The organism is Rhodococcus sp. NPDC003382 (assembly GCF_053589135.1).
This window is the reverse complement of sequence record NZ_JBSFRH010000064.1, coordinates 1-22,885: the sequence shown is the minus strand read 5'-3', so window position 1 is coordinate 22,885 and position 22,885 is coordinate 1. Positions and strand designations below refer to the sequence as shown.

20 protein-coding genes are annotated in these 22,885 nt (G+C 66.8%); 15 read left to right on the top strand and 5 right to left on the bottom strand.

All coding sequences use genetic code 11. The annotated features are described in order from the left end of the window. Positions 1-7 precede the first annotated feature (7 nt). The 10 genes from ACWDUD_RS27990 to ACWDUD_RS27945 all read left to right on the top strand — a co-directional run bounded on the left by ACWDUD_RS27990 (position 8) and on the right by ACWDUD_RS27945 (position 11,663). Positions 8-406 (top strand): hypothetical protein, encoded by a 399-nt coding sequence (locus ACWDUD_RS27990; protein WP_450111444.1) that lies wholly within the window; start codon positions 8-10, stop codon positions 404-406. Beyond that, a complete protein-coding gene (locus tag ACWDUD_RS27985; protein WP_450111443.1) occupies positions 403-3,462 on the top strand; it encodes an ATP-binding protein in 3,060 nt (1,019 codons plus the stop codon). Before ACWDUD_RS27990 ends, ACWDUD_RS27985 begins: the two co-directional genes overlap by 4 nt. Further along, positions 3,459-5,621, top strand: a complete 2,163-nt coding sequence (locus ACWDUD_RS27980) for a hypothetical protein (RefSeq protein ID WP_450111442.1) — start codon at positions 3,459-3,461, stop codon at positions 5,619-5,621. Before ACWDUD_RS27985 ends, ACWDUD_RS27980 begins: the two co-directional genes overlap by 4 nt. Beyond that, complete coding sequence (locus ACWDUD_RS27975) at positions 5,621-6,478, top strand: hypothetical protein (protein WP_450111441.1); 858 nt, start codon at positions 5,621-5,623, stop codon at positions 6,476-6,478. Before ACWDUD_RS27980 ends, ACWDUD_RS27975 begins: the two co-directional genes overlap by 1 nt. Then, the gene (locus ACWDUD_RS27970; RefSeq protein WP_450111440.1) at positions 6,475-8,058 is read left to right on the top strand and encodes a peptidoglycan DD-metalloendopeptidase family protein; all 1,584 of its coding nucleotides are present in this window, start codon (positions 6,475-6,477) and stop codon (positions 8,056-8,058) included. Before ACWDUD_RS27975 ends, ACWDUD_RS27970 begins: the two co-directional genes overlap by 4 nt. A gap of 57 nt (positions 8,059-8,115) precedes the next feature. Continuing rightward, a complete protein-coding gene (locus tag ACWDUD_RS27965) occupies positions 8,116-8,703 on the top strand; it encodes a hypothetical protein (protein WP_450111439.1) in 588 nt (195 codons plus the stop codon). Positions 8,704-8,716: 13 nt separating this feature from the next. Then, the gene (locus ACWDUD_RS27960) at positions 8,717-9,280 is read left to right on the top strand and encodes a hypothetical protein (protein WP_450111438.1); all 564 of its coding nucleotides are present in this window, start codon (positions 8,717-8,719) and stop codon (positions 9,278-9,280) included. Between the two features lie 216 nt (positions 9,281-9,496). Then, complete coding sequence (locus ACWDUD_RS27955) at positions 9,497-9,985, top strand: hypothetical protein (RefSeq protein ID WP_450111437.1); 489 nt, start codon at positions 9,497-9,499, stop codon at positions 9,983-9,985. 122 nt (positions 9,986-10,107) lie between these two features. Continuing rightward, the gene (locus tag ACWDUD_RS27950) at positions 10,108-11,064 is read left to right on the top strand and encodes a hypothetical protein (protein ID WP_450111436.1); all 957 of its coding nucleotides are present in this window, start codon (positions 10,108-10,110) and stop codon (positions 11,062-11,064) included. Positions 11,065-11,117: 53 nt separating this feature from the next. Next, complete coding sequence (locus ACWDUD_RS27945; protein WP_450111435.1) at positions 11,118-11,663, top strand: hypothetical protein; 546 nt, start codon at positions 11,118-11,120, stop codon at positions 11,661-11,663. Here ACWDUD_RS27945 and ACWDUD_RS27940 read toward each other — a convergent pair. Both ACWDUD_RS27940 and ACWDUD_RS27935 read right to left on the bottom strand, forming a co-directional pair. Further along, entirely contained in the window at positions 11,660-12,025 is a 366-nt protein-coding gene (locus ACWDUD_RS27940) for a helix-turn-helix domain-containing protein (protein WP_450111434.1), read from the bottom strand. The genes ACWDUD_RS27945 and ACWDUD_RS27940 overlap by 4 nt on opposite strands. Before the next feature lie 199 nt (positions 12,026-12,224). Further along, complete coding sequence (locus tag ACWDUD_RS27935) at positions 12,225-12,656, bottom strand: helix-turn-helix domain-containing protein (protein ID WP_450111433.1); 432 nt, start codon at positions 12,654-12,656, stop codon at positions 12,225-12,227. Positions 12,657-13,851: 1,195 nt separating this feature from the next. Here ACWDUD_RS27935 and ACWDUD_RS27930 point away from each other — a divergent pair. Both ACWDUD_RS27930 and ACWDUD_RS27925 read left to right on the top strand, forming a co-directional pair. Further along, positions 13,852-14,226 (top strand): hypothetical protein, encoded by a 375-nt coding sequence (locus tag ACWDUD_RS27930; protein WP_450111432.1) that lies wholly within the window; start codon positions 13,852-13,854, stop codon positions 14,224-14,226. Between the two features lie 274 nt (positions 14,227-14,500). Further along, positions 14,501-15,979: a hypothetical protein gene (locus ACWDUD_RS27925; RefSeq protein WP_450111431.1), complete on the top strand. Its 1,479-nt coding sequence runs from the start codon at positions 14,501-14,503 to the stop codon at positions 15,977-15,979. A 175-nt stretch (positions 15,980-16,154) separates the two neighbouring features. On the opposite strand, the gene ACWDUD_RS27920 is transcribed toward ACWDUD_RS27925, so the two are convergent. The 3 genes from ACWDUD_RS27920 to ACWDUD_RS27910 form a co-directional block, all read right to left on the bottom strand. Next, the gene (locus ACWDUD_RS27920; RefSeq protein WP_450111430.1) at positions 16,155-16,733 is read right to left on the bottom strand and encodes a hypothetical protein; all 579 of its coding nucleotides are present in this window, start codon (positions 16,731-16,733) and stop codon (positions 16,155-16,157) included. 1,065 nt (positions 16,734-17,798) lie between these two features. Continuing rightward, a complete protein-coding gene (locus tag ACWDUD_RS27915) occupies positions 17,799-19,337 on the bottom strand; it encodes a CoA transferase (RefSeq protein ID WP_450111429.1) in 1,539 nt (512 codons plus the stop codon). Beyond that, complete coding sequence (locus ACWDUD_RS27910) at positions 19,309-21,147, bottom strand: acyclic terpene utilization AtuA family protein (protein ID WP_450111428.1); 1,839 nt, start codon at positions 21,145-21,147, stop codon at positions 19,309-19,311. Before ACWDUD_RS27910 ends, ACWDUD_RS27915 begins: the two co-directional genes overlap by 29 nt. On the opposite strand from ACWDUD_RS27910, the gene ACWDUD_RS27905 reads away from it, so the two are divergent. The 3 genes from ACWDUD_RS27905 to ACWDUD_RS27895 all read left to right on the top strand — a co-directional run. Next, complete coding sequence (locus tag ACWDUD_RS27905) at positions 21,146-22,180, top strand: LysR family transcriptional regulator (RefSeq protein ID WP_450111427.1); 1,035 nt, start codon at positions 21,146-21,148, stop codon at positions 22,178-22,180. The genes ACWDUD_RS27910 and ACWDUD_RS27905 overlap by 2 nt on opposite strands. A gap of 162 nt (positions 22,181-22,342) precedes the next feature. Continuing rightward, positions 22,343-22,627, top strand: coding sequence for a hypothetical protein (locus ACWDUD_RS27900; protein WP_450111426.1), 285 nt, complete (start codon positions 22,343-22,345; stop codon positions 22,625-22,627). 71 nt (positions 22,628-22,698) lie between these two features. After that, positions 22,699-22,885 (top strand): hypothetical protein (locus ACWDUD_RS27895; RefSeq protein ID WP_450111425.1); only part of this gene is annotated, 187 nt, incomplete at its 3' end.

Below are 22,885 nucleotides of genomic sequence, written 5' to 3'. Positions count from 1 at the left end.
GCCGACCGTGATCGACAACGACGATCTGCTGTACCGGGTCGACCGGCACTACCTCGGACCGACCGGGCTCACCTTCCCGGTCCGAATCAGATACGCCGCGCTCGGCTTCGGCGGCGTGCTGTTCCCCACCTTGTTCATCATCGGCCGCGCCATCGTGCACGTGCCCCTGAGCTTCATGTCCATCGCCGTCATGCTCGCGATGACCTACGTGATCACCACGAAGGTCACCCGGTACGTCAACGCCGACCGCCCCCTCCGATCGGTTTTCCGAGCCGCATGGAACGACCTGCATGCTCCGCGCCCGCCCCGCCGCGGCCAGACCGTCGCGGTGCGCATTCCCGCCGCCCTGCGCGCCCCTCGTAGCGCCCACGGCGGATCGCCGAACGAAGGGAAATCCTTCCGATGACTGTGCAACCCGACAACGACATTGCCGCGCTGTTCGATCCGAACTTCGACGAGCCCGAGCCGGCCGTCGTTCCCCCCGGCGCGCTCCCTCCGTCGTGGGCGGCGGCGATGGCCGCCGGTCGAGGGACCTCGGCGCCGCCGGCAACCGCGCCCGCTCCGCCGCGAGAGCTGGCGTGGTCGCGAGTTCCGGACAGCCCGGTGCCGGCGGTTCCGGTCGCACCCCCGGCGCCCGTCCCGACCGTGCAGCCGGAGAGTGCAGGCACGCGCAAGCGCGGCCGCAACAAGCGCGGGAAGGACAGCGACGCCGCGGAGTTCGCCCGCCAGGAGAAGGCCGCGCAGGCGCGCGTCGATCGTGACCGCAAGGCCGTGCGCCTGAACCTGGTCGGCGTCGAAGGCAACGTCACCCGCACCCGCACCCAGTCCACCGCGTGGTTCGTTCAGCCGCCGGGGCCGTGGAACATGCGCCCGGTCGGCAAGCAGCGCCGCTACATCCAGAACGAGGGTCTGGTCGTGGCGAACCTCGCCGAATCCGGTGTCACCGGGCTGCACCGCCGGCTGGTGCGCACCCCGTGGCCGGTGCGCCAGTGGGCCCAGGCCCACGACGCGTGGGCCGCGCCGATCCCCGACGTTCCGGGCGCGCTGTCGTGGGCGGACTATCTGCGCGGTCAGCAGCACGCGATGCTGTGGGGCAACCCCACCCAGAAGGGCCGCTACTGGGGCGTCGAGCTGCCGCCGCGCTCGGCGCTCGCGCGTGGTCTCGACACGGTCGGTGACTGGTTGCTTCCGGTCGTCGAGACCCCGGGGCTCGGCGCGGTCGCCCGGCTGGTGCGCCGGTGGGCGCGCGAGGCGTTCTTGAACGAGCAGAAGGCGATCGCCGATCACCTGGCCACCATCGAGCGGCACCTGTCCGGTCAGGGCGTGCGCGCCCGGCCCGCCACGGCGGCGCAGATGGACTATCTGCTGCTGCGGTCGGCATCGCTGGGGCTGCCGCTCGACGCCGAGGGCGTGATCTCCGGCGGCGGCGATTGGGAGCAGTCCGATGTCGCGGCGCTCGAAGACCTCGCCAACCTCGAATTGACCCCCGGTGACGGCTACACCACGGTGCGCGGTCAGGTCGGCGGCCGGGACTACACCGGCTATGCGATCGTGCTCACCGTCGGGCGCATGGCGCCGCTGCCGATCCCGGAGCGGATGCTGCCGTGGCAGGTCATCGGTGACCCGTCCGGGGAGCCGCTGGAGTGGTCCGAGCGCATCGCGCTCAAGACCCGAAGCCAGACCGTGACCAGCCTGCGCCGGTTGACCTCGAAGATCGAGGCGCAGTTCGACCACTACACCGTCGAGCACGACCAGGTCCCGCCGCAGGAACTGGCCGAGCAGCACGCGCTCGCCCAGCGGGTGATCTCCGACATCGAAGAAGACCACTCGGGCCTGTCGGTGCGCACCGAAGGCTGGTACCGGGTGGTCGTCGTCGGATCCTCGCCCGAGGAGGCGAAGGAAAAGGTCTCGATGCTCCAGGAGATGTACGCCCCGCGCATCCGCCTGGAACAGGAGCACGGCCAGTATCAGCTGCTGCGCGAGTTCATTCCCGGTGAGCCGCTGGCCAATATCGCGCATCGCCGCCGGATGAACGTCGAGGCCCTGTCCGCCGGGATGGCGGCGGTCGGGGACCGGATCGGTGACCGCACCGGTGTCGTGGTCGGGCAGACCGCCTCGATCGCACCGCGCCCGGCGGTGTGGGATCTGTTCGCCGCGCACGAGAAGAAGCACAAGTCCGGTCTGACCCCGATCGTGGCGGTGCCCGGCTCGGGCAAGACGTTCCTGGCCGGCATGCTCGTCTACCAGGCGGTGCGCGCCGGCGCCTACGGCGTGGTGCTCGACCCGTCCGGACCGCTCAAAAAGCTCGCGCAACTCCCCGAGTTCCGGGGCATCGCCGAAGTGCAGGCGCTGACCGGTCGCACCTCGCGGCCCGGTTCGCTCAACCCGTACCGGGTGATCGTCGATCCGCGGCGCGACGATCCGGAGTACGACCCGACCACCATCGACTACGCCGAGGACGGCGATCCGGTCGCTGCGGCGCAGGCGCAGTACGAGGCCGATCTGCGTGCCGCCGAAGCCGAGCGGATCGCGGTGGCGGTCTCGGTGCTCAAGATGATGCTCACGCCCTCGCGCCTCGAACACGAGTGGACCGAGACGGTGCTTCAGACCGCGGCGAACATGGTCGGCGGCGGCCGTCACCACAACCTGCGCGAAGTCCTCGACGCCATCGCCACGATCGGCGAGACCGACGCGAACCTGGATCTGCGCGCGTGCGCCAAGAGCGTGCACCAGGACCTGGCGATGATGGCCAATCTCGCCGAGGCCCGTGTCCTGTTTCCCGAAGAAGGCACCGGTCCCGAGACCGAAGACGTCGACCGCACGGTGCGCCTGACCGTGCTGACCATGCCCGGTCTGCAACTGCCACCGGAGGGCACCGACCCGGCGCAGTGGACGCCGCAGCAGCGGATGGCCGGCCCGTTGATGCACATGGCCGCGTGGATGGCGAACCGACTCGTCTACGAGCTACCGCGCTACGAGCGCAAAGTGCTGTTCCTCGACGAGAACAAGTACCTCGAGCAGACCGGCGCCGGCCGCACCCTGAACCTGCGCATCGCCCGCGACAGCCGCAAATACAAAGTGCGCGCGCTGGTGTGCTCACAGCTTCCCGACGACTACCTCGGCGTCGACGGCACCGACGACAAGTCCGCGCTGACCTACGAGGTGATCATCGGCGACCTCGGCGGCAACGCCCACGCGATCGAAGGCGCCCTGAAGCTGCTGAACCTGCCGACCGGCGAGGGCTACGAGGCACTGCTCGCCGATCTCGGCGGCGGCGGGGAGGACACCCTCGACGAGGACACCGACACCGACTACCTCGATCTGGCCCGGCGGTTCATCGTCAAGATGGCCGACGACATCGAGCTGATCCGCTCGGACTGGACGCATTTCGTGCACCTGGCGCACGTGTTCGAGGCATTGGACTCGCGAGCCACACGCACGGCAGTAGACGGTGCGGCATGAGCACGCAGCAGCCCCGAGCCGACCGCACGCGCCTTCTCCCCTCCCCGCGCCATTTCCGGTGGCGTACGGGCCGTGTAGGGCGTGTCCTGGCTGTTCTGATGCTGGCCGCGGTCGCGTGGATCGCACTCGGTGGCGGTGTCGCCTCAGCCGGCGGGTTCGACTGCAAGGAAGTCCCGTCCCCCGAGTTCCCGAACGAGGTTCTCGAGACCACCTTCGACTCGTCCAGCGCCGACCGGCCGGCACGTGAAGGCGGCGGCGGTACCGGCTACGAGACCTACGGCTGGGCGGGGCTGAAGTGGCACACCTACGACCTCGGTTGCGGTGCCGACGTGGTCCGCGCCCCGGACGCCGTCGGTGACACCACGATGGGCAACGCCTTCCTGACCATCGGAAAGTCGATGGCAGCCGCGGCGTTCTGGCTCGACGACCAGACCAAGACCGGGCAGACAGCCGAGGACGCGGGCATCACGCCCGCCTTGGAGCAGTTCGACCGGATCGTCTACGCGATCACCAACGGCATGCGCGGGATCTACTGGCAGTGGCTGGGAATCAGCCTGACCGTCGTGGCCGCGATCGTCCTGTGGAAGGCGATGAAGGCCGATGCCGCCGGGGTCACAAGAACGTCGATGATCGCCGCGGCCGGCCTCGCCCTCGGGGCACTGATGGTCGGCGTGCCGCAGAAGGCGGTCCAGATTGCCGACGAGACGTTCGGCTCGCTGATCACCGAGACGCAGGACCAGATCTTTTCCGTGCGGTTCGGGGGCGGACCGGGAGACAGCGGCTCCTTGGTGGGCGGCGGGCCCACCGATCCCCGAAACGTGCTGATCGACCAGATTTTCCTTCCGGACTGGCGCAAAGGCTGGTTCGGCACCAATTACGACGCGGCCGACGAAGCCGGGCTCGGGCCGAAGCTGCGTGATTCCCTGGCGTTCACCTATGCGGAGCAGCACGAGGTGAAGGACGACCCGACCGCCCAGGAGGCGCTCGCCGAGGCGAAGGCCGACAAGTTCCGCGAGATCGTCTCGGACCTCGAAGACGACTACCAGCTCTCCTACTACCAGTTCCAGGGCAAAGACTCCGGTCGCACGTCCACCGGCTTCATGGGCATGATCAAGCTGGCCATGCCGTCGACTCTGTGGATCGGCGCATCGCTACTGAAGTTGTTGGCACTGCTCGCGATCCGGATCGCGATCCTGTTCTCGCCGCTCTGGGTTCCGCTCGCCGTCGCTACCGCCGGATCGCTGGCCCGCGTCCTGCGCATGCTCGCTACGGCCTACATGTGGGGCGTTGCCGGAGCGGTCATCGTCGCGCTCTACCTGATGGCGCTGGTCCAGCTGTATGCCAGCCCCGACGGCGAGGTCGACGGGTCCTGGCGGCTGTGGTTCATGGTGCTGCTGACCGTGGCGTGCTGGACGATCATGCGGCCGTTCAAACGGATCAGCCAGACGTTCACACAGAACAGCGCGAGCTTGGTCAACCGCAAGGCCCGCACCGCGAAGAGATCCATCAAGACCAGGGCATTCGCGGCCGCAGCCACAGCAGCCGGCGCACCCGGCGCGGCGATCGCAGCAAAGGCCGCCGACCGCTTCGCTCGACGAGGCCACCACGCCGCGGACGACGGCAACGAGGCGACTACCGCGGCCCGGCCCGAGGGCCGTGCCCTCAACGGCCGGCGCCAACAGACGCTCACCCGATCCCGTGCCGAAGCCCGAAAAGCTCAGGTGCAGAGCCGGACCGCACACCTGGGCCGCACATCCGCCTCCGCAGCCGAACGCGATGCCCGCATCGCCGGTATCGCAGCAGTGGCCAGCCGGGATCTGGCGCGCGGCACGGGCGGGGTGAACGGCAACGATGCCGAGCAGGCGGTCACCTCCGGTGTCACGGCGTGGAGGCGATTCGACAAGGACGAGGCCGAGCGCCTGGTCCAGGAACGGCGGGCCCGCAAGGAGCTGCTGACCGCCAGCGTCGGCCAGCGCTGGGACGGCGGAGATCGTTCGGCCATCGCGCCGATGAAGGTCTACACCCCTTCCCGAGGTCAGCAGCCGACCAACCGTGCCACGGCCATGGCCGGCCGCTCGTCGGTGGAGCCGGCGCGCGGCGCCAAGGTCTGGACCGCCGCGGCCGCGGAAGGACCGACGCCGAAGGACCGGTACCTCTGATGCCTCGGTCCGGGCCCAATCCTGTTCTCGCACCGATTCGGCGGTGGGTGCTCTACTCCCGCACCAATCTGGTGATCGCGGTGGCCGGCGTCGCGGCGTTGCTGTTCGCCATCGGCGCGGTGGTCGGCGAAGACCCGCGGCCGCGGACTGTGGCCGGCACCGCCGACGAGGCCGATAGCTTGGTCGAGCCAGCCACCGCTGCCGACACGATCAGCTACGACCTCGACGAAGTGAGCGAGTCCCTGGTGGTCGCCAAGACCGCGACCTGGGCTGCGTCCAGTGCGCCGGCCACCGCGATGGCCTACGCGCACGTATTCGTCGACACGACGCTGCCGGATTCGAAGTGGATCCGTGCGATCGGCCGCTACACCACAATCGAACCGGGAGACACCACGCTGGCGGCGCGGCCGCGGACTCCGGTGGTCATCACCGGGCCAACTGTCAGCACACTCGTCGACGGAACCGGCGGGACACCACGCGCACGAGTGACGGTACCGACGCAGGCCGGGACCATGCAGATCCCCGTCGTAGTCGTGGAACCGCCCAACGAGCAGAAGCGGTGGGTGGTCGACACTCCCCTGCCGACCCTCGACCTCTCCGAAGTGGGCGAGATCGCGCCGCCGACCGCCACGGTCACAGCCACGCCCGTGCCCTGGCCGTCGACCGAATCGCCCACCGCCGAGGACGAGACAACCACGCCGCGACCGTCGTCTCCCTCGACCCAGGCGACCGATCCGGAGTCGACGTACGACCCCGGCGAGCCGACAACCGTTCCCAGCCGCGGTGATGAGCCGACGCCCGTGCCCGGTCCGATTCCGATCCCGGACCTCGACACCCCGATCCCGGGGCGCCGGTGAGCATCGACCGCGCACAGAAGGCGCTGCTGCTCACCGGTGCCGCCGCCGTCGTCCTCGGTACCGCCGCATGTGCGACGAAAGCACCGGTGATCCCCCGGGATCCGTGCCGGACCATTCCGACAGACGAGGGCAACTCGTCGCCGATCTGGCAGGATCTGGCGCTGCCCACGTCCGGCCCGATCCGTCTGCCGGTGCACCCCGGAACCACGACCTACACGTCGGGATTCGGCGAACGATGGGGTGCCCAGCATCAGGGCGATGATCTGGCCGGCCCGGTCGGCACACCGATCCTGGCCGCACTCGACGGAATCGTCGTCGCCGCAGGGTCCTCGGGCGAGGCACCCGGGGTGGGGTTCGAGAACTGGGTGATCATCGACTCGAACGTCGACGGCACACCGGTCAGCACCGTCTACGGGCACATGTTCGCCGACGGTATCCACGTCACGACCGGTCAACGGGTCACCGCGGGCGATCACATCGCCGACATCGGAAACGCCGGCGGCAGCACCGGTCCGCACCTGCACTTCGAGTATTGGGAGGGTGGCCGGTTGCAGGGCGGCACCGCGATCGACCCGGTGACCGTGCTCCCCGACATCGCGCAGCAGGGCGGCGCGGGCACACCGGTGTTCATCGACGTGAACCAGAACAACGGCGTGCAGCTGGTTTCCGCGTCCCGGTCGACTGCCGACTGCTCGGGCTTCGGTATGGCCGGTGGCGGGGAGCTGGCTTTCGGTATCGTGCCGGCGGAGTTCGAGCCGTGGCTTCGCCGCGCCGGCGGGGTGTGCCCGCAGATCGATTCCCCGCTGCTGGCCGCGCAGCTTCAGCAGGAGAACAACTTCCGGCACGGCCCGAACGCTCCGGTGTCACCGGCCGGCGCGCAGGGGCCTGCGCAGTTCATGCCCGCCACGTGGGCCACCTGGGGCAAGGACTACGACGGCGACGGGACGGCGGATCCGAACTCGATCGGCGATGCGGTGATGACGCAGGCACATTTCATGTGCGCGCTCTACCAAGATGTTTCGGGGATACCCGGCGACCCTGTCGCCTTGACGCTGGCGGCGTACAACGCCGGTCCCGGTGCGGTGCAGCTGCACCGCGGCATCCCGCCGTACGCGGAGACACAGAACTACGTCGCGAGGATCACCGCAGCTCGAGCGACGTTCACCAATCCCAATTCTCGTGGCCGTTTCGTTCCGAACGCCTCGGGTGACAGCAGCCAAGTCGTCACGGCCGCACGCGAATACCTCGGCACTCCGTATGTCTGGGGTGGTGGGGGCACCGGCGGACCCTCCGGCGGCGGGTTCGACTGCTCGGGACTGACGTCGTTCGCCGTGCATGCGGCCAGTGCCGGCAAGGTCTCGCTGCCTCGCACATCGGAGCAGCAGTGGGGTGTCGGTGTCGAGATCCCGATCGATCAGGCCCGGCCGGGCGATCTCGTCTTCGGCAGCTGGGGACCGAACGGGCCCGGCCATGTGGGGATCTACTCGGGAAACGGCCAGATGGTCCACGCACCGACGACGGGTGACGTCGTCAAGGAAGCCCCGCTTCAGAGTGGGATGAAAGCTCGCCGGGTGATGTAGGGGGACGTGTCGTTCAACCTGTTCAACGCCTATTTCGACTGCAAGACGGAGGGTGATGTGAGAGCGCGAAAGCTCGTCATCGTGGTATTGGTCGTCGCTGTCGTCGGGTTTCTCGCGTACTCGTGCGGGGCCCGAACCGACGACACCGAAAGCTCGACAAGCGCGGCACCATCTATAACCGTCGATGCTCCCGCCGCCACCCCTATGGCACCGCCGGCCGACGTCGAAAACGTCGAGCCCCCGACGGCCTCCCGTGCGGCCGAAGAGACAGCACGGCAGGGCCTGACCGTCGCCTTCACCTGGTACCCAGCCATCGACGCCACTCAGAACGACGCGTACGGACGGGCTCGCACCTGGCTGACTGCTGCCCTGGCCGATCGCATGATCGTCGACGCCAGTACACAACGCGGCCCGGGTGTGCAGTGGGGCGAGTGGGCACAGCAGGAAGCGAAGGTCATCGCCGACGTCAGCATCGAATGCTCCGGCTGCCCGGAGGACACCGACACCGTCGTCCACAGAGTGGCCACGATCAAGCAGAGCGCGGCGGCCGGCCACACCACCGAAACCATCAAGCCTGACACCACGGTGTGGGTCACCATCGTCCGCGAGGACGACCGGTGGCTCATCGACGACATCCGCTACTGATCCCGGAGGACCTATGAATCGCAAAAGCGTTGCAGCACTGATCACTGCGACTCTCGCTGTCGGTCTGGCTGGATGCAGCAGTCACGATTCGCGTACCGTCCCTTCGATCGACGCGGCGATATCCACTACTTCGACTTCGCCATTCGACTCGGACGATTTCACCGGCGACAAGCAGCGGTTCTACGCGAAGCAGATCATCGATGCCGCTGAACGACATGGCGCCACCGTCAATCAGGTTCTGGCCGCACTGGTTGCCGCCAAAGCAGAATCAGGATGGATAGCTGGAGGCGGCAACAAGTACGACATCTTCGGATGGGAGCACAGGTTGCAGTACGGAGCATCCGACTCCAACACCGCAGCGCCTCTCGCAACAGACAATTTCATAGATGTCGCAGCAACTATCACGATCGACGAGAGCGACCCGGTTTCCTACGCATTGGCGGTCCAGCACGCAGACCCGCGTGGCTACGACGAGGAGGAACACTTTCCGAAGAAGGGAGAGACTGCGGCGGCGGAGTATGCCACCGCACTCCCTTACGCCCAGGCCGCGTACGAAGAGCTACGGGACGGTCGTTAACGACTTGGGAAGTGCCGTACCACAACTACCCCTTCGAAATCCATTGAGCCGTTCAAGATCGTTGCAGGAGTAGACAACTGGACGAATGACCAACAACATTATTGCACGAGCTCGTCGACAGCCATCATCCGGCCGCAATGCGAAAGTTCTTTGCCAGGCGACTACGGTAGTCCTCAGCCGGCACCGCGGGGACTGCCGGTGTCAGGAGGATCGGAAGTGACGGAGAAATCCGAGATCGCGCAGTCCGTCGATCGGCTGCTTCGTCTCACTCGGGGAGACGAGGCTCGATCGCTGGTGGGCGTGGCCGAGGCACTCTCACGTGATCGAGGAAGGGCGTTGGTCATTCAGGAACACGCCGATCTTCCGGCTGGGGTTTTCGGCCAGTGGATCAGTCATCCCGACTACGACGAGGTGCGGTACGCAACCTGGGTACATGCTCGGGAACGGACCATTGCCCATGAACTCGGCCATATCGCCCTGGGTCACGTGGGGAGACCAGCAATCGAACTTGCCACCACCTATCTGCGAGCAGACTTTCATGATCTCGCGGCACTGATGCTGCAACGCGAGTGCACCGACCAGCGATCAGCAGAAGAGGCCGACGCCGAAGCCTTCGGGAGCCTGCTCTTGAGGCGGCTGAAGGGTAGCAGCCTTGCGAACAGAAGCCCTGCAATCAGGTCTCGACTCGATGAGGCGCTGGGTTGATCAACGCATTGGCTGCAGCGTTGTTGGCGGTCGCGGCGGCTACTCGACTCCACCGCTGGTGGTTTCATCGGTCATTGACGCTTGCAGGCGCCTTCATCTTGCTCGCTTGCATGTCACTTCACATGGCAATCAATGTCCAGACTGTTGAGTCGGTTGTACGGGAGACCTTCGGGTTCAGCGTGCCCGGCGCCATCAAAATGCTCTTGGTGTTCGGCATCTGTGTCGGCACTGCAGTCGTGTTCACGGACGTCACGTGCATGATCGGACAGCGCAGGAGGCTCATTCAGTTCCACGTCACCGTATCGCTGGTGACTGCCTGTCTATCGTTCGTCTTCTTCTTCGCGAAACCGTGGCCTCCTCACGTGACGAACCGCGTCTTCGACAACGAGTACGCGTTTCTCCCTGGGTACGCTGAGGGACTCATGTTGGGCATGGCCTACCCGTTCCTTCTGTGTCTGATGATGACGATCGTCGCGATTCTCCAAGCGGATCGGCGAACCGTCACCGGACGAAGTCTGCTGCTGATCGTTCCCGGAGCAGCGATCCTGACCGTCTACGCAGCACTCCGAATCGGGTATCTCTTCGCCGCACGCTATGGGCTCATGAACCCGACGCCGACGCCCCTCGCGATCTCCCGGGCGTTGGCTGCCACCGGCGTCTTGTTTATCGCTGCCGGGATCCTCGCTGCCATGTCCATGAACTGGTTCAGCGCCAGGAAGGCGCTCCGACAGTTCTCGGCATTACGAGCGGAAATGCTCATCAGGTGGCCTGGTGCCGCGCGCGAGTCGCGGCAGGGAAGCAGTGCCGGCGAGCGAGTCGACGATCGGGCAGCTGAAGCGCTCGATGCGATCAGCTTGGAAGTCGAGTACAGCGATCTGCCCGACGGGGATCAGTTGCCTCCACCTGTCGCAGCGATGACGATTGCCGCGTGGCTTACCTCCGGACGGGTCACTGAGGGTTTGGGGCGCAACACCTTCTTCCCCGGACCTGGCACGACAGAAACCGAGTGGGCATGCATTCTGGGCACCGCCTACCAAGCTGCTAGCGAGAACGAACGGAAGTTGGTCGTAGATCTATGACGGATGTCGGTACACCGAAACGCCGAAGTGCGGTCGATGTAGTCGCACGAGGGTTGACCGAGGTCGGCGCGCCGTGGGTAATCAATATCGCGTCATCAACGGTCTTCGGCTATGCGATAGGCAGCCCGGGATGGGGCCTGTTTGTCGCAGTATGTTCGGGTGTTGTGCCGATGGCTGTCATTCTTGCCGGGATGCGCCGGGCAAAGATCGGTGATCACCATGTCACCAAGATCAACGAGCGACACTTGTTGATCCTCGCCCTTTTGGCCATCACCGTGGGTGCGCTGGTCGTGCTGATATTGGCCGACGCCCCGACGGAAATGGTCGCCTTCATGTCGGCGGGTTTGGCGGCACTGGCCGCCGCGGCCGTCATCACGAGCATCTTCCGATGGAAGGTCAGCGTCCACACAGGCGTTTCGGCCGGAGTGACGGTCGTACTGGCCCTGGCACTATCGCCGTGGTGGCTGGCGGCTCTGGTCCTTACTCCTTTGATCGGGTGGTCCAGGGTTCACCTTGGTGATCACACTCGGGGGCAGGTTCTGGTCGGTGCAGCGACGGGAGCAGTCGCGGCGGGACTGACCTACGCACTGATCGCTTAGGACGATTCTTTGTCGCGGTTGGCCAGTTTGCGGAACGGATCGTAGGTCCTCGCCGCCACTTGCTGGTCCTTCGAGTCACGCATGTTCTGAATCCATGCGATGCTCGCCTTGACCTCTTCATACGTCTCTTCGTCGCTGAAATAGTCCATGGGGACACAGAAGACGCGACAGATGTCGCGGACTACGTCGACACCGGGTGACGTGCGCTTCCCATTGAGCAGCTGCGACATGTATCCCGTTGTCATTTTGCTGCCGCTGAAGCGGAGCATGTCGACAACCTCGGTCTGGGTGTATGGGCCGCGATTCGGTGGGTGAACGGTATCGAAGAGGTGGCGAAGCCTGTCGGCGAAGCTGGTGCTCATCTTGCCGCCCAACCTTTCGGTCCCGTCGATGCTGCCTGCGCGGAATGGATACCACCTGTATGGACGCTTCCATCCTGGCGATTCAACGGTCTAGATGCAACTTGCAATAGTAAGTTGCAGATCTTAGGCTCGGCCCACAGAGCTTGACGTCCCCTATCGAGAGGCTGCAATGCAATCGCGCGACCCGCAGGCTTGCGCCTTACGCGGGCGCACCCAAGGGGCGGTTTCGTGCTCGTTCGTAGCTCGCTCGCAGCTCGCCTTCCGAGATATCGAGCGCAGCCGAGAGCTTCTTCGCGACGTTGTCGGACAACGAAATCTCACCGCGCTCCACGCTTCCGACGATCTGCGTAGTCACACCCGCCGCAGCGCCGAGCATCGGTTGCGTCAGCCCCCTGAGGACACGCCAGTCGCCGGGATAGCGCTCCCCCTCGGGAACTGTCACCACATCTGCGATCGAAATCCCGATCGCTGCAGTGACGCGAGCCAGCAAGTCGACCTGCGGAGACGAATCACCCGTCTCCCAACGACGGATGGTGTCGGCGTTCAGGAGCGCCAGACGCGCAAGTTCGCGTTGCGAGATGCCTGCAGCTCGCCGCGCCGCAGCCAGCCGCTCTGGCTGGAATCCGCGCATTACTCGTCGACTCACAGACAGCGCCCTACCGGAAAGATCTTCATCGCTAGACACTGTGCAGTCCCCTCGTTACGATGCGCACATAACAATAGCTTTAGAGCAATAGGTTTAGATTCTGGCAGAAGGGAGGCTATGGGAAGCCCTGCCGAAACGTGAACGGTCCCCCGGCTGTTAGCGCAGCCAGGGGACCGTCAACCAGCAAGCCGACTGTTAGCGCAGTCGGACAAGCCCGGAGATCACAGGCTCACACCCCAGATCTCCATTGCAGAACTGGACCTGCAAATGAACACATTAGTTGGGGCTAGTGCCTCGCGCCTAGCGGATACCCTGCCTGACGCGGGCCGGGACAGTATCGACAACACCGACCGCATCGCCGACAAGCATCTCGGAACGGTGCTGGCCACTCACCGCCCGACGCCCGACGCGACCTCCTGCCGCACGTGCGGCTTCGTTTACAGCGAGAAGTATCCGCTCTGCCCGGACGTAGCCGACACGCTGCGAACGTTGGCAGCAAATGATGCCCGGCGCGCCACTCACACCGCCGGACTCGGTTCTTTCACGACGAAGCAGCTCCGCGCGATGGCGCGCGAGCACTACGGCGAAGGACGTTGCCGACGATGCGGGTTCACCTACGCTGGGAAGCTTCGATCCTGCCCAGCTGCCCGCCGGATCGCCCACGAACTCGAGTCCCGCGGCAAAGCTCCCGTCACCCAGCCCAGCCCCAGCCAAGGTCTGTGCGCCGGAAAAGCTAGGGGTTGGACTGTCAACGGCAACGCGTCCGCCCCGTGGAAACGCGCAATGGCTGCCTGCAAGATTTGCCCTCTGCTTGCACAGTGCGAAGCTGCCCTGAACACTCGACTCGCTGCCGGCGACAAGATCTCCGAGCAAGTCATGGCCGGTCGGCTCTTCACTGTCACCGGGCGAGAAATCCCTGTTGGCGAAATCGAAGCGTTCGCCGTCGCTCGCGGGCAGTCGAAAAAGAGACCGCAGGCATCCCGGACGCCCAAGCCCCTGGCCCTCTTCCCCGGCGGCGCAGCATGACCGCCTCCCATTGCAGTCGCACCCCAGCCGAGGCCCCCAAGCCCGCATCCACCGAACACCACGACAGCACGCCCCTCCCCCGCGCCGCGACCGTTGCCGACTGCTCACGCCGTGTTCAGGCACGACAGCACGATTCGTCTGTTGAGAGTGGAGCATGAGCCACCTTGTCGGATCGGACCGTCAGGGACGTAGATGGGCCGTTCTCACCATCGGCGGCACCCTCAGAGCTCGTCTCATCAGCGGCATCGCAATTCCGGCCGTCATGGACCTCGCCGAGCTGATCGACACCTACGGGCCGCTGGTCATGTTCCCTACCCGCGCCACCCCTGCCGGCGGTGTCGAAGCCCTGATCGACACGGTCCAACTCGTCGCGTCCGACCCGGAGACAGCCTCTGTGGAACAGATCAGTCAGGTCGCTGCCTTCGCGAGATCGATCGTCCTGCCACCGGTCAACAACGGTGACAACGGCACCTTCAGCAGCTCATGCAGGCCTCCACGACCAGAAGGTGTTGCACCCGATCACGGATGAATCCGTCGGGGAAGACGCCCTACACCCGGGAAACAGCCACCACCGGGTTCCAGGCAGAACACCCACGCCGACAAGCACCCAATTCCACAGTGCAGTAACACAATCCAAAGAGAAGAACCCCAGACGGGTGGATTCTCAACAGAAATCCATCGGAAGAACCGGAAGATCCTTCCCGTCCTAGGGAGTTCGTCTGCCAGGACGAACGCTCTCCTGCATGCGTTTTCGAAGTTGACGCTTCGAAACTCGGTTACTGCCATCCCTGAAGGGGCCTACCTTGCCAGGTACGTCTCAGGGTAACGCATACCCTGAATACACCTCAATCGCCCATGATTTCACCTCCACCGATCCGGCACCCACGGCCGGTACAGACGGCGCCGCGCTATCCCCACCCCCCGGCGACGCCGAATGGAGCGCACTCGTCACGGCCGCAGTAGCTGCCGTCTCCGAAATCGAGGCCGCTCAACAGCAGGCCGACACCGCAGACCCTCATACGGAAGCCACCGTCACCGAACTCCTAGAGGCGCAACCCGCCGGCTCTCACGCCTTCTCGTTACCGATCGCTCCCGGCGCCTCCACACACGTCCCGACCTGGGTTAGCCGGAAGTACTGGTTGGCACTGTGCGAGTGGGTCATCACTCACACCGACCGTGGCCGTGCAGCCCTCAAACGCCACGGTATCGCCGCAGCCACATTCGTTCGCGGCTGCGGCGCACACGCCGAGTTCGCCGAGTCAGCGACCGGTCGGCGAATGTCCGCATCCCTGGGCACACTCACCAGCCGGTCCGGCCTCTCGAAGGATCAGCTCAAGCGGTGCCGACGAGTACTCAAATCGCTCGAACTCGGCCTCGAGCAGGTTCGCGGCAAGAAACTCGACGGTCTCGAACGTGAAGCAGCCGCCCGCCACTACGAGCAGATCCACGGCCATGCCCCCGCTCGGCCTCAGACAGGCGCAGCGAGCGTGTGGGCGTTGTCGGCACCCCAATGGGCTGTCGAAGCCATGCCCGCACCGGAGAAGAAGATCAGGCGCTGCCGCCGCCCGGCACCTTCCCGAAAACACAGAGTGTCGACGACTCGCCCGGAGCCGTCGACAACGTCCAGATCTGTCGCTTCCGCACCCCAATCCCTTTGTCGTTCTTTTCATGTGAATCTTTCCGCCAGGAAAGATCACCAAGCGCGCGGGCGCGCCGGTAGCGAGAACCCGAACCCCATTCCTGTGCGATCCTTGGAGCTTCAGAGAGCAGCTGCTCAATTGGTTGAACGAATCCCGGCCCTGCGTGGACGGATCGGTATCAACCACGTGACGGGGCAGCGTCGAGGGCACATCGGATCGGTGTGCGATCTGCTGGTCGAAGCTGGGATCGACACCGACCGCTGGACGGGCATCGACATCGCCGATGCTCTCACCCTCGACGGCACCAAGAGGGGCTGGACTTGGCCGACGACGGAGTCGATGACCTCGCCGCTGCGTCTGGTGGCGTTCAGACTCAGTCAGATCGACTGGTTGGGCGTCTCGCCGACCGAGTCCAAGACCCGCGGCCGCGAGTTGCCCGACGAGACGCCCGCTCAGGCGGCGCATCGGCTGGTCCAGTCCCGGCGCCGCGCGCTCGCCTCGACTGCCACGACACAGGCTCCCCCGGCCTCGGCCGAGCACCGGCGGGCCATTCGCACACAGTTCGCGGCGTTCCAGGCATCTCGACAGTCCGATCCAGTGAGACGTATCGCTACGCCAGTTCAGCATTCTTCGACATGCTGAAAGCATGTGAGGCGCCCCGTATATCATCATCGAGGGGTGGGGCCCGGATACGGCAGGCTATCGCGCATCTGCCTCGGGTCGTCACCGTGCCTGTGGGAGACGTGAACAGCGGTCTTCGTGATCCGGTCGAGGTCGAGCCGCGCAATCCGTGGATTTCGCTTCCGATGCGAGGTGGCTATCTGCCGGACCGAGCAGCCGACGAGGGTTCCGCGTGGCGCCGGGATGCCGAACGACGCGGCCGCATACCGAGGCGACGGACAGGCTCAGGCTCACCCAGGAAGCGGCCCCACGGATCGAGACGCTCACGCTTGGAATACCAGTCGTGCAGGTAGAGCAAGTTCAGTGCCGCGAGGGTGAACCCGATGAGTAGTGTGTAGCGGCTGATTCCGAAACCGCGGAGGCAGCCGCGGTGCACGTGGATCCGGTTCTGCTTCAAGTCGGCGAACACGCTCTCGATCCCGACGCGGCGGTGATACGACGCCTCCCACGCCAGGGTGCCGTGCTGGAACGGCATCCGCAGATCCGGGTAGTGGGTGTCGTGCAGGGTGATCGTGTGCCTGCAGCCGCATTCCTGCCCGCGGATGCAGGAGGTCGTGGGCACGCTGTGCGGCGCTCGCATCGAGACCGGGTTGTTCGGGCACCGCATCCGCGCCGGTGAGGCCGCCGGCCCGCGGTAGCGGTGCGCCCCGCCGAGGTGGCGGGCGTCGTGCGGAACGTACGCGTATGCCTGCCGCGCCTGATCGCGCAGCTCCACCCGAGCACGCTCGTCCTCTTCTTGTCGGGTCGATCGGGTTGAGGTCGTACAAACCTTCGGGGAGGCTGTCCGAGTAGAGGAGCCCGTCGATCCACAGGGTGTGCGTGCCCTCTGGCCCGGGATGCATGCGGGATCGAGGTGTGGAGCCCTTATCGACGCGGTGTCTTCGCGTAGGGCGAGGGGATGTCTCGTTGCGGCTCCGCGTGTTCCGACGCATGGACAGCTCGAATGACGCCGTCCGGGGTCATCGTGTCGATCAGGGCCCGCGCAGCCCAGGCCACGGCTCGTGACTGCAACTCGATCAGGGCGTCGGCGCCGGACAATACGAGTACGGCTGAGCCGCCGATCCAGAGGGGTAGTCGCATTGCTGTCTTCCTGATTCAGTGGTCTCCGCCGGTTGCCCTTCGACCGGGGGCCAGCGGGCCGTGTCGCGTGAATTATCGGGCATGTACGACAAACCCATCATGGTTAGGGCTCATCATGGTTAGGGCCGGCCTCGCGCCTGCTTCAGTGTTGCGCTGGGAACCGTTGGGTTCTGTTCCTCGGGTGCAGAACCCAACGGCCCCAGGGGTCGCGAGACTGGATGGTCCGGTCCTGTCTCGCTAGCACAGACGCCGACAAATGATCGCGCTTGTAGTCCTGTGGACCGCTTGTAGTCCTGTGGACGGGGACCTTTCAGCGACGAGGCTGCCGGCTGGCTTGTTTCTGTGTGTGTGGAGATGCATCGCTGCTGTGCCTACCGTCGGACCGCGGTCCCGCTCCGACGACGAGTCGGTGACCTGTCCGGTCAGGACTCGAGAAACGATGGCCAGGACTTCGTCGGTGAGCTCGGGTGGCGGTTCCGCGGGTCCGGTCGAGGATGTGCGTGCAGCCGGACCGACCGCGATCGTCGTAGGCCTGTCCACCCCGACGCCGCATCGCAGGACTGCACGTGGTCCGCGTACTCGTCGCCGACGCTCTCACCAACACCGGTGCGGGACGGCCCTTCACGGGTTCGCACAGGTTGTTGCGCATACTCGACGGTCGAACGTCCCGAGTCCTGTCCCTCTCTCACTGATCAAAGGTCTACCCGGCGGGCCACTCGGGGCGCGACGACCCGCGGGGCACCAGGATTGTCCGGTACCGGCCGGGCGTCTCGGACATCGCGACCTGGTCGGTGACACCCTGGTACGCCCCGAGCGGGGTGTCGGCGCGGAAGGTCTCCGGGTCCAGGTAGCGGTGCGTCTCGCCACCCGCGCCGCCCGCGACGGACGCCGCGTATTCCTTGTCGAAGATGCCCATCCCGACGATCCACAGCGCGGCCCGGGTCAGCGACACGTGCACCCGGTAGCTGCCGCCGTCGACGGCGCGGCGGGTCAGCGCCTCGACGACGCCGGCGGCGAGGAGCCACGACACGACGTAGTCGTTGACCACCATGATCGGCGGTAGCCCGGGCCGTTCACCGTCCCCCTCGAGGTGCATCATCCCGACGAGGCTGCCCGCGGTCTGGTCGAACCCGACGCGCTGCGCCCATGGTCCGGTCTCCCCGTTCAACGATGCGGTCGCGTGGATGATCCCGGGTCGGATCGCGGCGGCCTCCTGTGCGGAGATCCCGATCGAATCCAGGTATCCGGGACGGCGATTGGCGTAGAAGACGTCGGCGCCGGCCAGGAGCTCCCGGATCCGCCGCGCACCATCGGCGTCGGTCGGGTCGATGGTCGCGGACCGGACTCCGACGTTGGCGCTGACGTAGGTGGCGTCGTGCTCGAACTCGCTGGGCCGCCAGATGTTGAGGACGTCGGCGCCGTGCAACGCCAGGGTCCGTCCCACTCCCGCGCCGGCGATGACGTGTCCCATGCCGAGCGCCCGGATCCCGGTGAGCGGTTGGTCGACGCCCGGCGGCAGCGGCTCGGGGTCGCTGTCACCGATTCGGGTGATCTCGATCAGGGGCAGCGCGGCGAGCACGTCCCGGTAGTGGGGTTCGGCCATCAGTTCGGGCGTCGTCCGCAGCATCGGCAGCACGCACCCGGCCTCCACAGCGGCGGCCTCGAGCTCCGTGCCCTTCCAGCCCGCGATCGCGGCGGCGACCGCTCGCTGGTCGTCGGGGACGCCGAGCAGGCGTTGCGCCGCCACCTTGATCTTCGGGTACGGGTTCAGCGGCATCATCCAGCGGTCGTCCGCGGTCCGGTAGAAGGCGAGACCGAGGGCGTTCGACGGGGTGGCCGGGGCGCCGGGCGCGTAGCCGTTCAGCAGTTCCCACCGGCGGTCGTAGAACGGGCACAGCCGGTGCGGTGCGACCCGCAGGTCGACGGCGATGTCCTGGCCCCGTCCGCCGCGCCGCTGCCACAGCTTCGCGATCGCGGCCGACTTCGCGGTCAGCGCGACCGCCGCTGCGGCGCCGAGACGCAGTGTGCTCGGCACCACCGGGTCCGCACCGGCGAAGGTGATCGCGCCCCCGGTGTCCGCGGCGGTCATGCCGATGCCCGCGAGGACCTCGTCGAGATGCCCGTGCGGGTCGAACGCGTCGTCCGTCGCGGGGTTGGCGACGGCCTCGGTAAGCCGGTCGGTGAGCGGTGTCGTGACGTCGGTAATGGGACTACTCCTGATCCTGTGCGAAGTCGGCACCGCCGACGGGGTTGTGTGCAGAGTCGGCGTTCTCTGCGGATTTGGCCGGGCCGACGAGGTCTTCGGGGGCGAGGACATCGCGGGACCGCAGGTACTCGCCGATCGCCTTCCCCACCTGGTCGACCCGGGTGTTCGACGATCCGCCGGTGCCGAGCAGTCCGCGCAGCACGAAGTGGACGGAACGCATTTCGGGGAACTCGTGCCGGACGACGTCGAGGTCCTTCGTCTCGGGAATGAGGCGACGCATCTCGTCGGTGGTCAGGAAGCGGCGCAGCCACTCCCACACCCGCGGGTCCGGTGTCCACACCCCGACGTTCGCGTTGCCGCCCTTGTCGCCGCTGCGGGCGTGGACGAGGGAACCGAGCTTGACCTGTCGGACCCGTTCGGCGAGTGGCGCTTCCGCCGGTTCGGGGTGCACCGGCTGGAACAGGGACCGGGTCTGCGGGGGACGCGGCACGGGCAGGACGCGGCCGTCGTCGAGGACCGCGCGGTGTTTGAGGACGTCGCTGGTGATCGTACCGGGCCAGTAGTCGATCCGCGGCTTGGGGCGGGTCTGGAAGACGCCACCGCCGTCGTGGAAGAACCCGGGGATGCTCTGCAGGTACAGGCTGCCGAGCCGGCGCGGCAGGTCGAAGCGCCGCAACGTCTCCGCATCGTCCGCGGCAACCATCACTCGGAGTGCGACGGTGGCCTGCCACTGCGTCTCCGGATCGTCCGCGGGGACACCGATCTGGGTAAGGTCGAGGTCGACACCGGGGGGCAGGTCACGGCGGAGTTGGTCGCGGAGCAGCTCGACCTTCGCCTCGACGTCGGGGGACGTCACGAAAACTGTGTTCACCACGGTGAATCCGACGGGCCCGAAGATCGCGACCTTCGTCGTCGACGGCGGCGGGGCTCCGGTCGTCCCGGTGACGGCGACGCGGTTCGGCTCCAGCTCGGTGATCGCGACGTGGTCGAGTTCGACGGTCACGTCCGGGTTCGCGTAACGCGGCCCCTGGATCTCGTAGACGAGCTGCGCGGTCACCGTGTCGACGGTGACCGCTCCGCCGTGGCCGCGGTGCTTGGTAATCACGCAGCTGCCGTCGGCGGCGACCTCCGCGATCGGGAAGCCCGGAACGGTCATGTCTGGGATCTGCCGGAAGCCGGAGAAGTTGCCGCCCACGGCATGCGGGCCGCACTCGATGATGTGGCCGGCGAGGACGGCACCCGCCAGCGCGTTCCAGTCGTCGGTGGCCCAGCCGTGCCACCACGCGGCGGGCCCGAGCGTGAGCGATGCGTCCGTGACCCGTCCACACACGACGATGTCCGCGCCGCCGCCGAGCGCGGCCGCGATCCCCCACCCGCCGAGGTAGGCATTCGCCGCGATCGGCGTGGCCACCCACTCGGACAGAGGTCGGCCGCTGTCCAGATTCGGGAACCGGTGGCCCTGCCGGTCGAGATCGGCGAGGCGCGCGACGATGTTGTCACCGTCGACGTACGCGACCCGCAGGTCGGCACCGGCGGCGGCGATCTCGACCCGCAGCGCGTCCGCCAGCCCCGCCGGATTGAATCCGCCGGCGTTGGTCACGACCTTCACACCACGTTCCGCGAGCGTCGCCAGGTGCGGACGGAGCTGCCCGACGAAGTACTCGACGTAACCGCCGCTCGGGTCGGCGTGATGCGCGGCCGCGAGCCCGGCGAGGGTTACCTCCGCGAGGTAGTCGCCCATCAGCACGTCCACCGGGTCGCCGGCGACCACCTCGTCGATCGCGGTGTATCGGTCCCCGAGGTAGCCGGAGAAGTTGGCAATGCGGATCGCACGGTCAGCCATGGCTGCCACCCTTCGTGTGTCGTTCACTTTCGGAGGTTATGTCGCGGAGCACCGCCATGGCGACGACCGATCGGCACAGGTGGACCTGACCGCCGCGGTCATCGCCGGTGCCGCCGTATACGGTGGCGGCGTGGACATGCTCCATCTGCGCTACTTCGTGGCGGTCGCCGAGGAACGGAGCTTCACCCGCGCGGCCGATCGGCTGCACATGGCCGCGTCCCCGCTGAGCAGGCGCATCAAGGATCTCGAACGCGAACTCGGCACCGAGCTGTTCGTCCGGACCCACCACCGCATCGACCTCACCGCCGCGGGCGAGGCCCTGCTTCCGGAGGCCGCGGACCTGGTCGCGCGTTTCGACTCGGTCCGGGACCTCACCCGGCGCGCGGCGGGCCGGCCCACCAGGACCGCGGTCGTCGGCATCGCACCGGACGTGTCGGCGACCCTGCGCGACCGGTTCCTCGGCGCGGTCGGGGAACGGTACCCGGACATCCGGACGACACTGGTCCCGGCCAGCACCGAACCCCTGTTGCGGGAACTGCGCGCGGGCAACGTCGACATTGCACTCGTCCACGGCAAGCCGGCGGGGCCCGCGGTGGGCAGTGTCCTGCTCGAGCGGCAGGCCGTCGGGGTCGTGGTGGGCCGGTCCACCTTTCCCGCCGACCGGACGTCGGTCCAGCTCGGGGAGCTCGCCGCGCTGCCCTTCGCCTCGATCAGCCCCGACGCCGCACCGGGCCTGTACGGACGGTTGGACGCGCTGCTCGAACGCAACGGCATCCACAAGCGAATCACGTTGTCCGGGCATAATTTCGCCGGGCTCGCCCAACTGGTGGCGACGGGGCAGGCGTTCACTCTGGTCAGCCTCGGTTCGGGCGTCACGAACCGGGTCTTCCACGGCGAGCCCGTCACCATTCTCGACATCGATGGGATCGACGTGAACATCACCACGGTCGCTGCGTGGCGCACCTCGTCCCCGACGTCGACGATCGCGGACCTGGCCGAGGTCGCGCGCGACCTTGCGAAGCCTCGGCCCTGACGAACGTATCCGGACAGCGACTCACCTTGTTGCGAAGTAGGTTTCGCGACACGCGGTGTCGCCGCACCGCAACACCCGGACCGCACCGGCCTGCGAGGAGATTCGGACCGGATAAGCGAGCACAGGATTCGTGTCGATGTCGACGACCACCGCATCGCGACCGTGACCCTGGACCGCGGCGAGATGCACAATGCGCTCGACCCGGCGACGTTCGACGCGATTGTCGACGTCGGCTCGCGGCTCGCGGCCGATCACAACATCCTCCGCCTAAAACCGGCTGTCGCGCAAGGTGATTCGCTTCCGGATGACCGTCGCCCGGCCACGCTAGCGGCCGGCGCGGCGGCATGGCCGGGGGCGGACGCCCTCGCCGGTCGGCCGGGACGCGGTCGTCCGTGGGCGGACGAGGTCGCCTCCCGTCCCGTCGACCCGGCCGTCTGTCTTGGATGACGTCGATTTGACCACTGGCCGCAGCGACAGAGAACCGAACGCCACGGATCCGTCGCGGGGAGGTGAACCTGATGAGCCCGATTCGGCCCGCAACTCCGCTGAACAGTCAAGTTAAAGTGGGTGTGCGGATCGTGATGATTCTCGTCGATACCCTTCCGAAAGTAGCTAGTGCCGCACCCGTGAACCTTTGCCCCGTTGCAGCCGACACGCCGACCACTTCCGGTGTGCCGGCCACGGCATCGGTCAACCTGGTCGAGT

Excerpts from the sequence above, each read along its gene's own strand:
- ACWDUD_RS27960 (WP_450111438.1), top strand. The coding sequence starts at position 8,717 with ATGAATCGCAAAAGCGTTGCAGCACTGATCACTGCGACTCTCGCTGTC.
- ACWDUD_RS27980 (WP_450111442.1), top strand. The coding sequence starts at position 3,459 with ATGAGCACGCAGCAGCCCCGAGCCGACCGCACGCGCCTTCTCCCCTCC.
- ACWDUD_RS27975 (WP_450111441.1), top strand. The coding sequence starts at position 5,621 with ATGCCTCGGTCCGGGCCCAATCCTGTTCTCGCACCGATTCGGCGGTGG.
- ACWDUD_RS27930 (WP_450111432.1), top strand. The coding sequence starts at position 13,852 with ATGAGCCACCTTGTCGGATCGGACCGTCAGGGACGTAGATGGGCCGTT.
- ACWDUD_RS27935 (WP_450111433.1), bottom strand. The coding sequence starts at position 12,656 with ATGCGCGGATTCCAGCCAGAGCGGCTGGCTGCGGCGCGGCGAGCTGCA.
- ACWDUD_RS27950 (WP_450111436.1), top strand. The coding sequence starts at position 10,108 with ATGGCAATCAATGTCCAGACTGTTGAGTCGGTTGTACGGGAGACCTTC.
- ACWDUD_RS27985 (WP_450111443.1), top strand. The coding sequence starts at position 403 with ATGACTGTGCAACCCGACAACGACATTGCCGCGCTGTTCGATCCGAAC.
- ACWDUD_RS27910 (WP_450111428.1), bottom strand. The coding sequence starts at position 21,147 with ATGGCTGACCGTGCGATCCGCATTGCCAACTTCTCCGGCTACCTCGGG.
- ACWDUD_RS27940 (WP_450111434.1), bottom strand. The coding sequence starts at position 12,025 with ATGAGCACCAGCTTCGCCGACAGGCTTCGCCACCTCTTCGATACCGTT.
- ACWDUD_RS27905 (WP_450111427.1), top strand. The coding sequence starts at position 21,146 with ATGGCTGCCACCCTTCGTGTGTCGTTCACTTTCGGAGGTTATGTCGCG.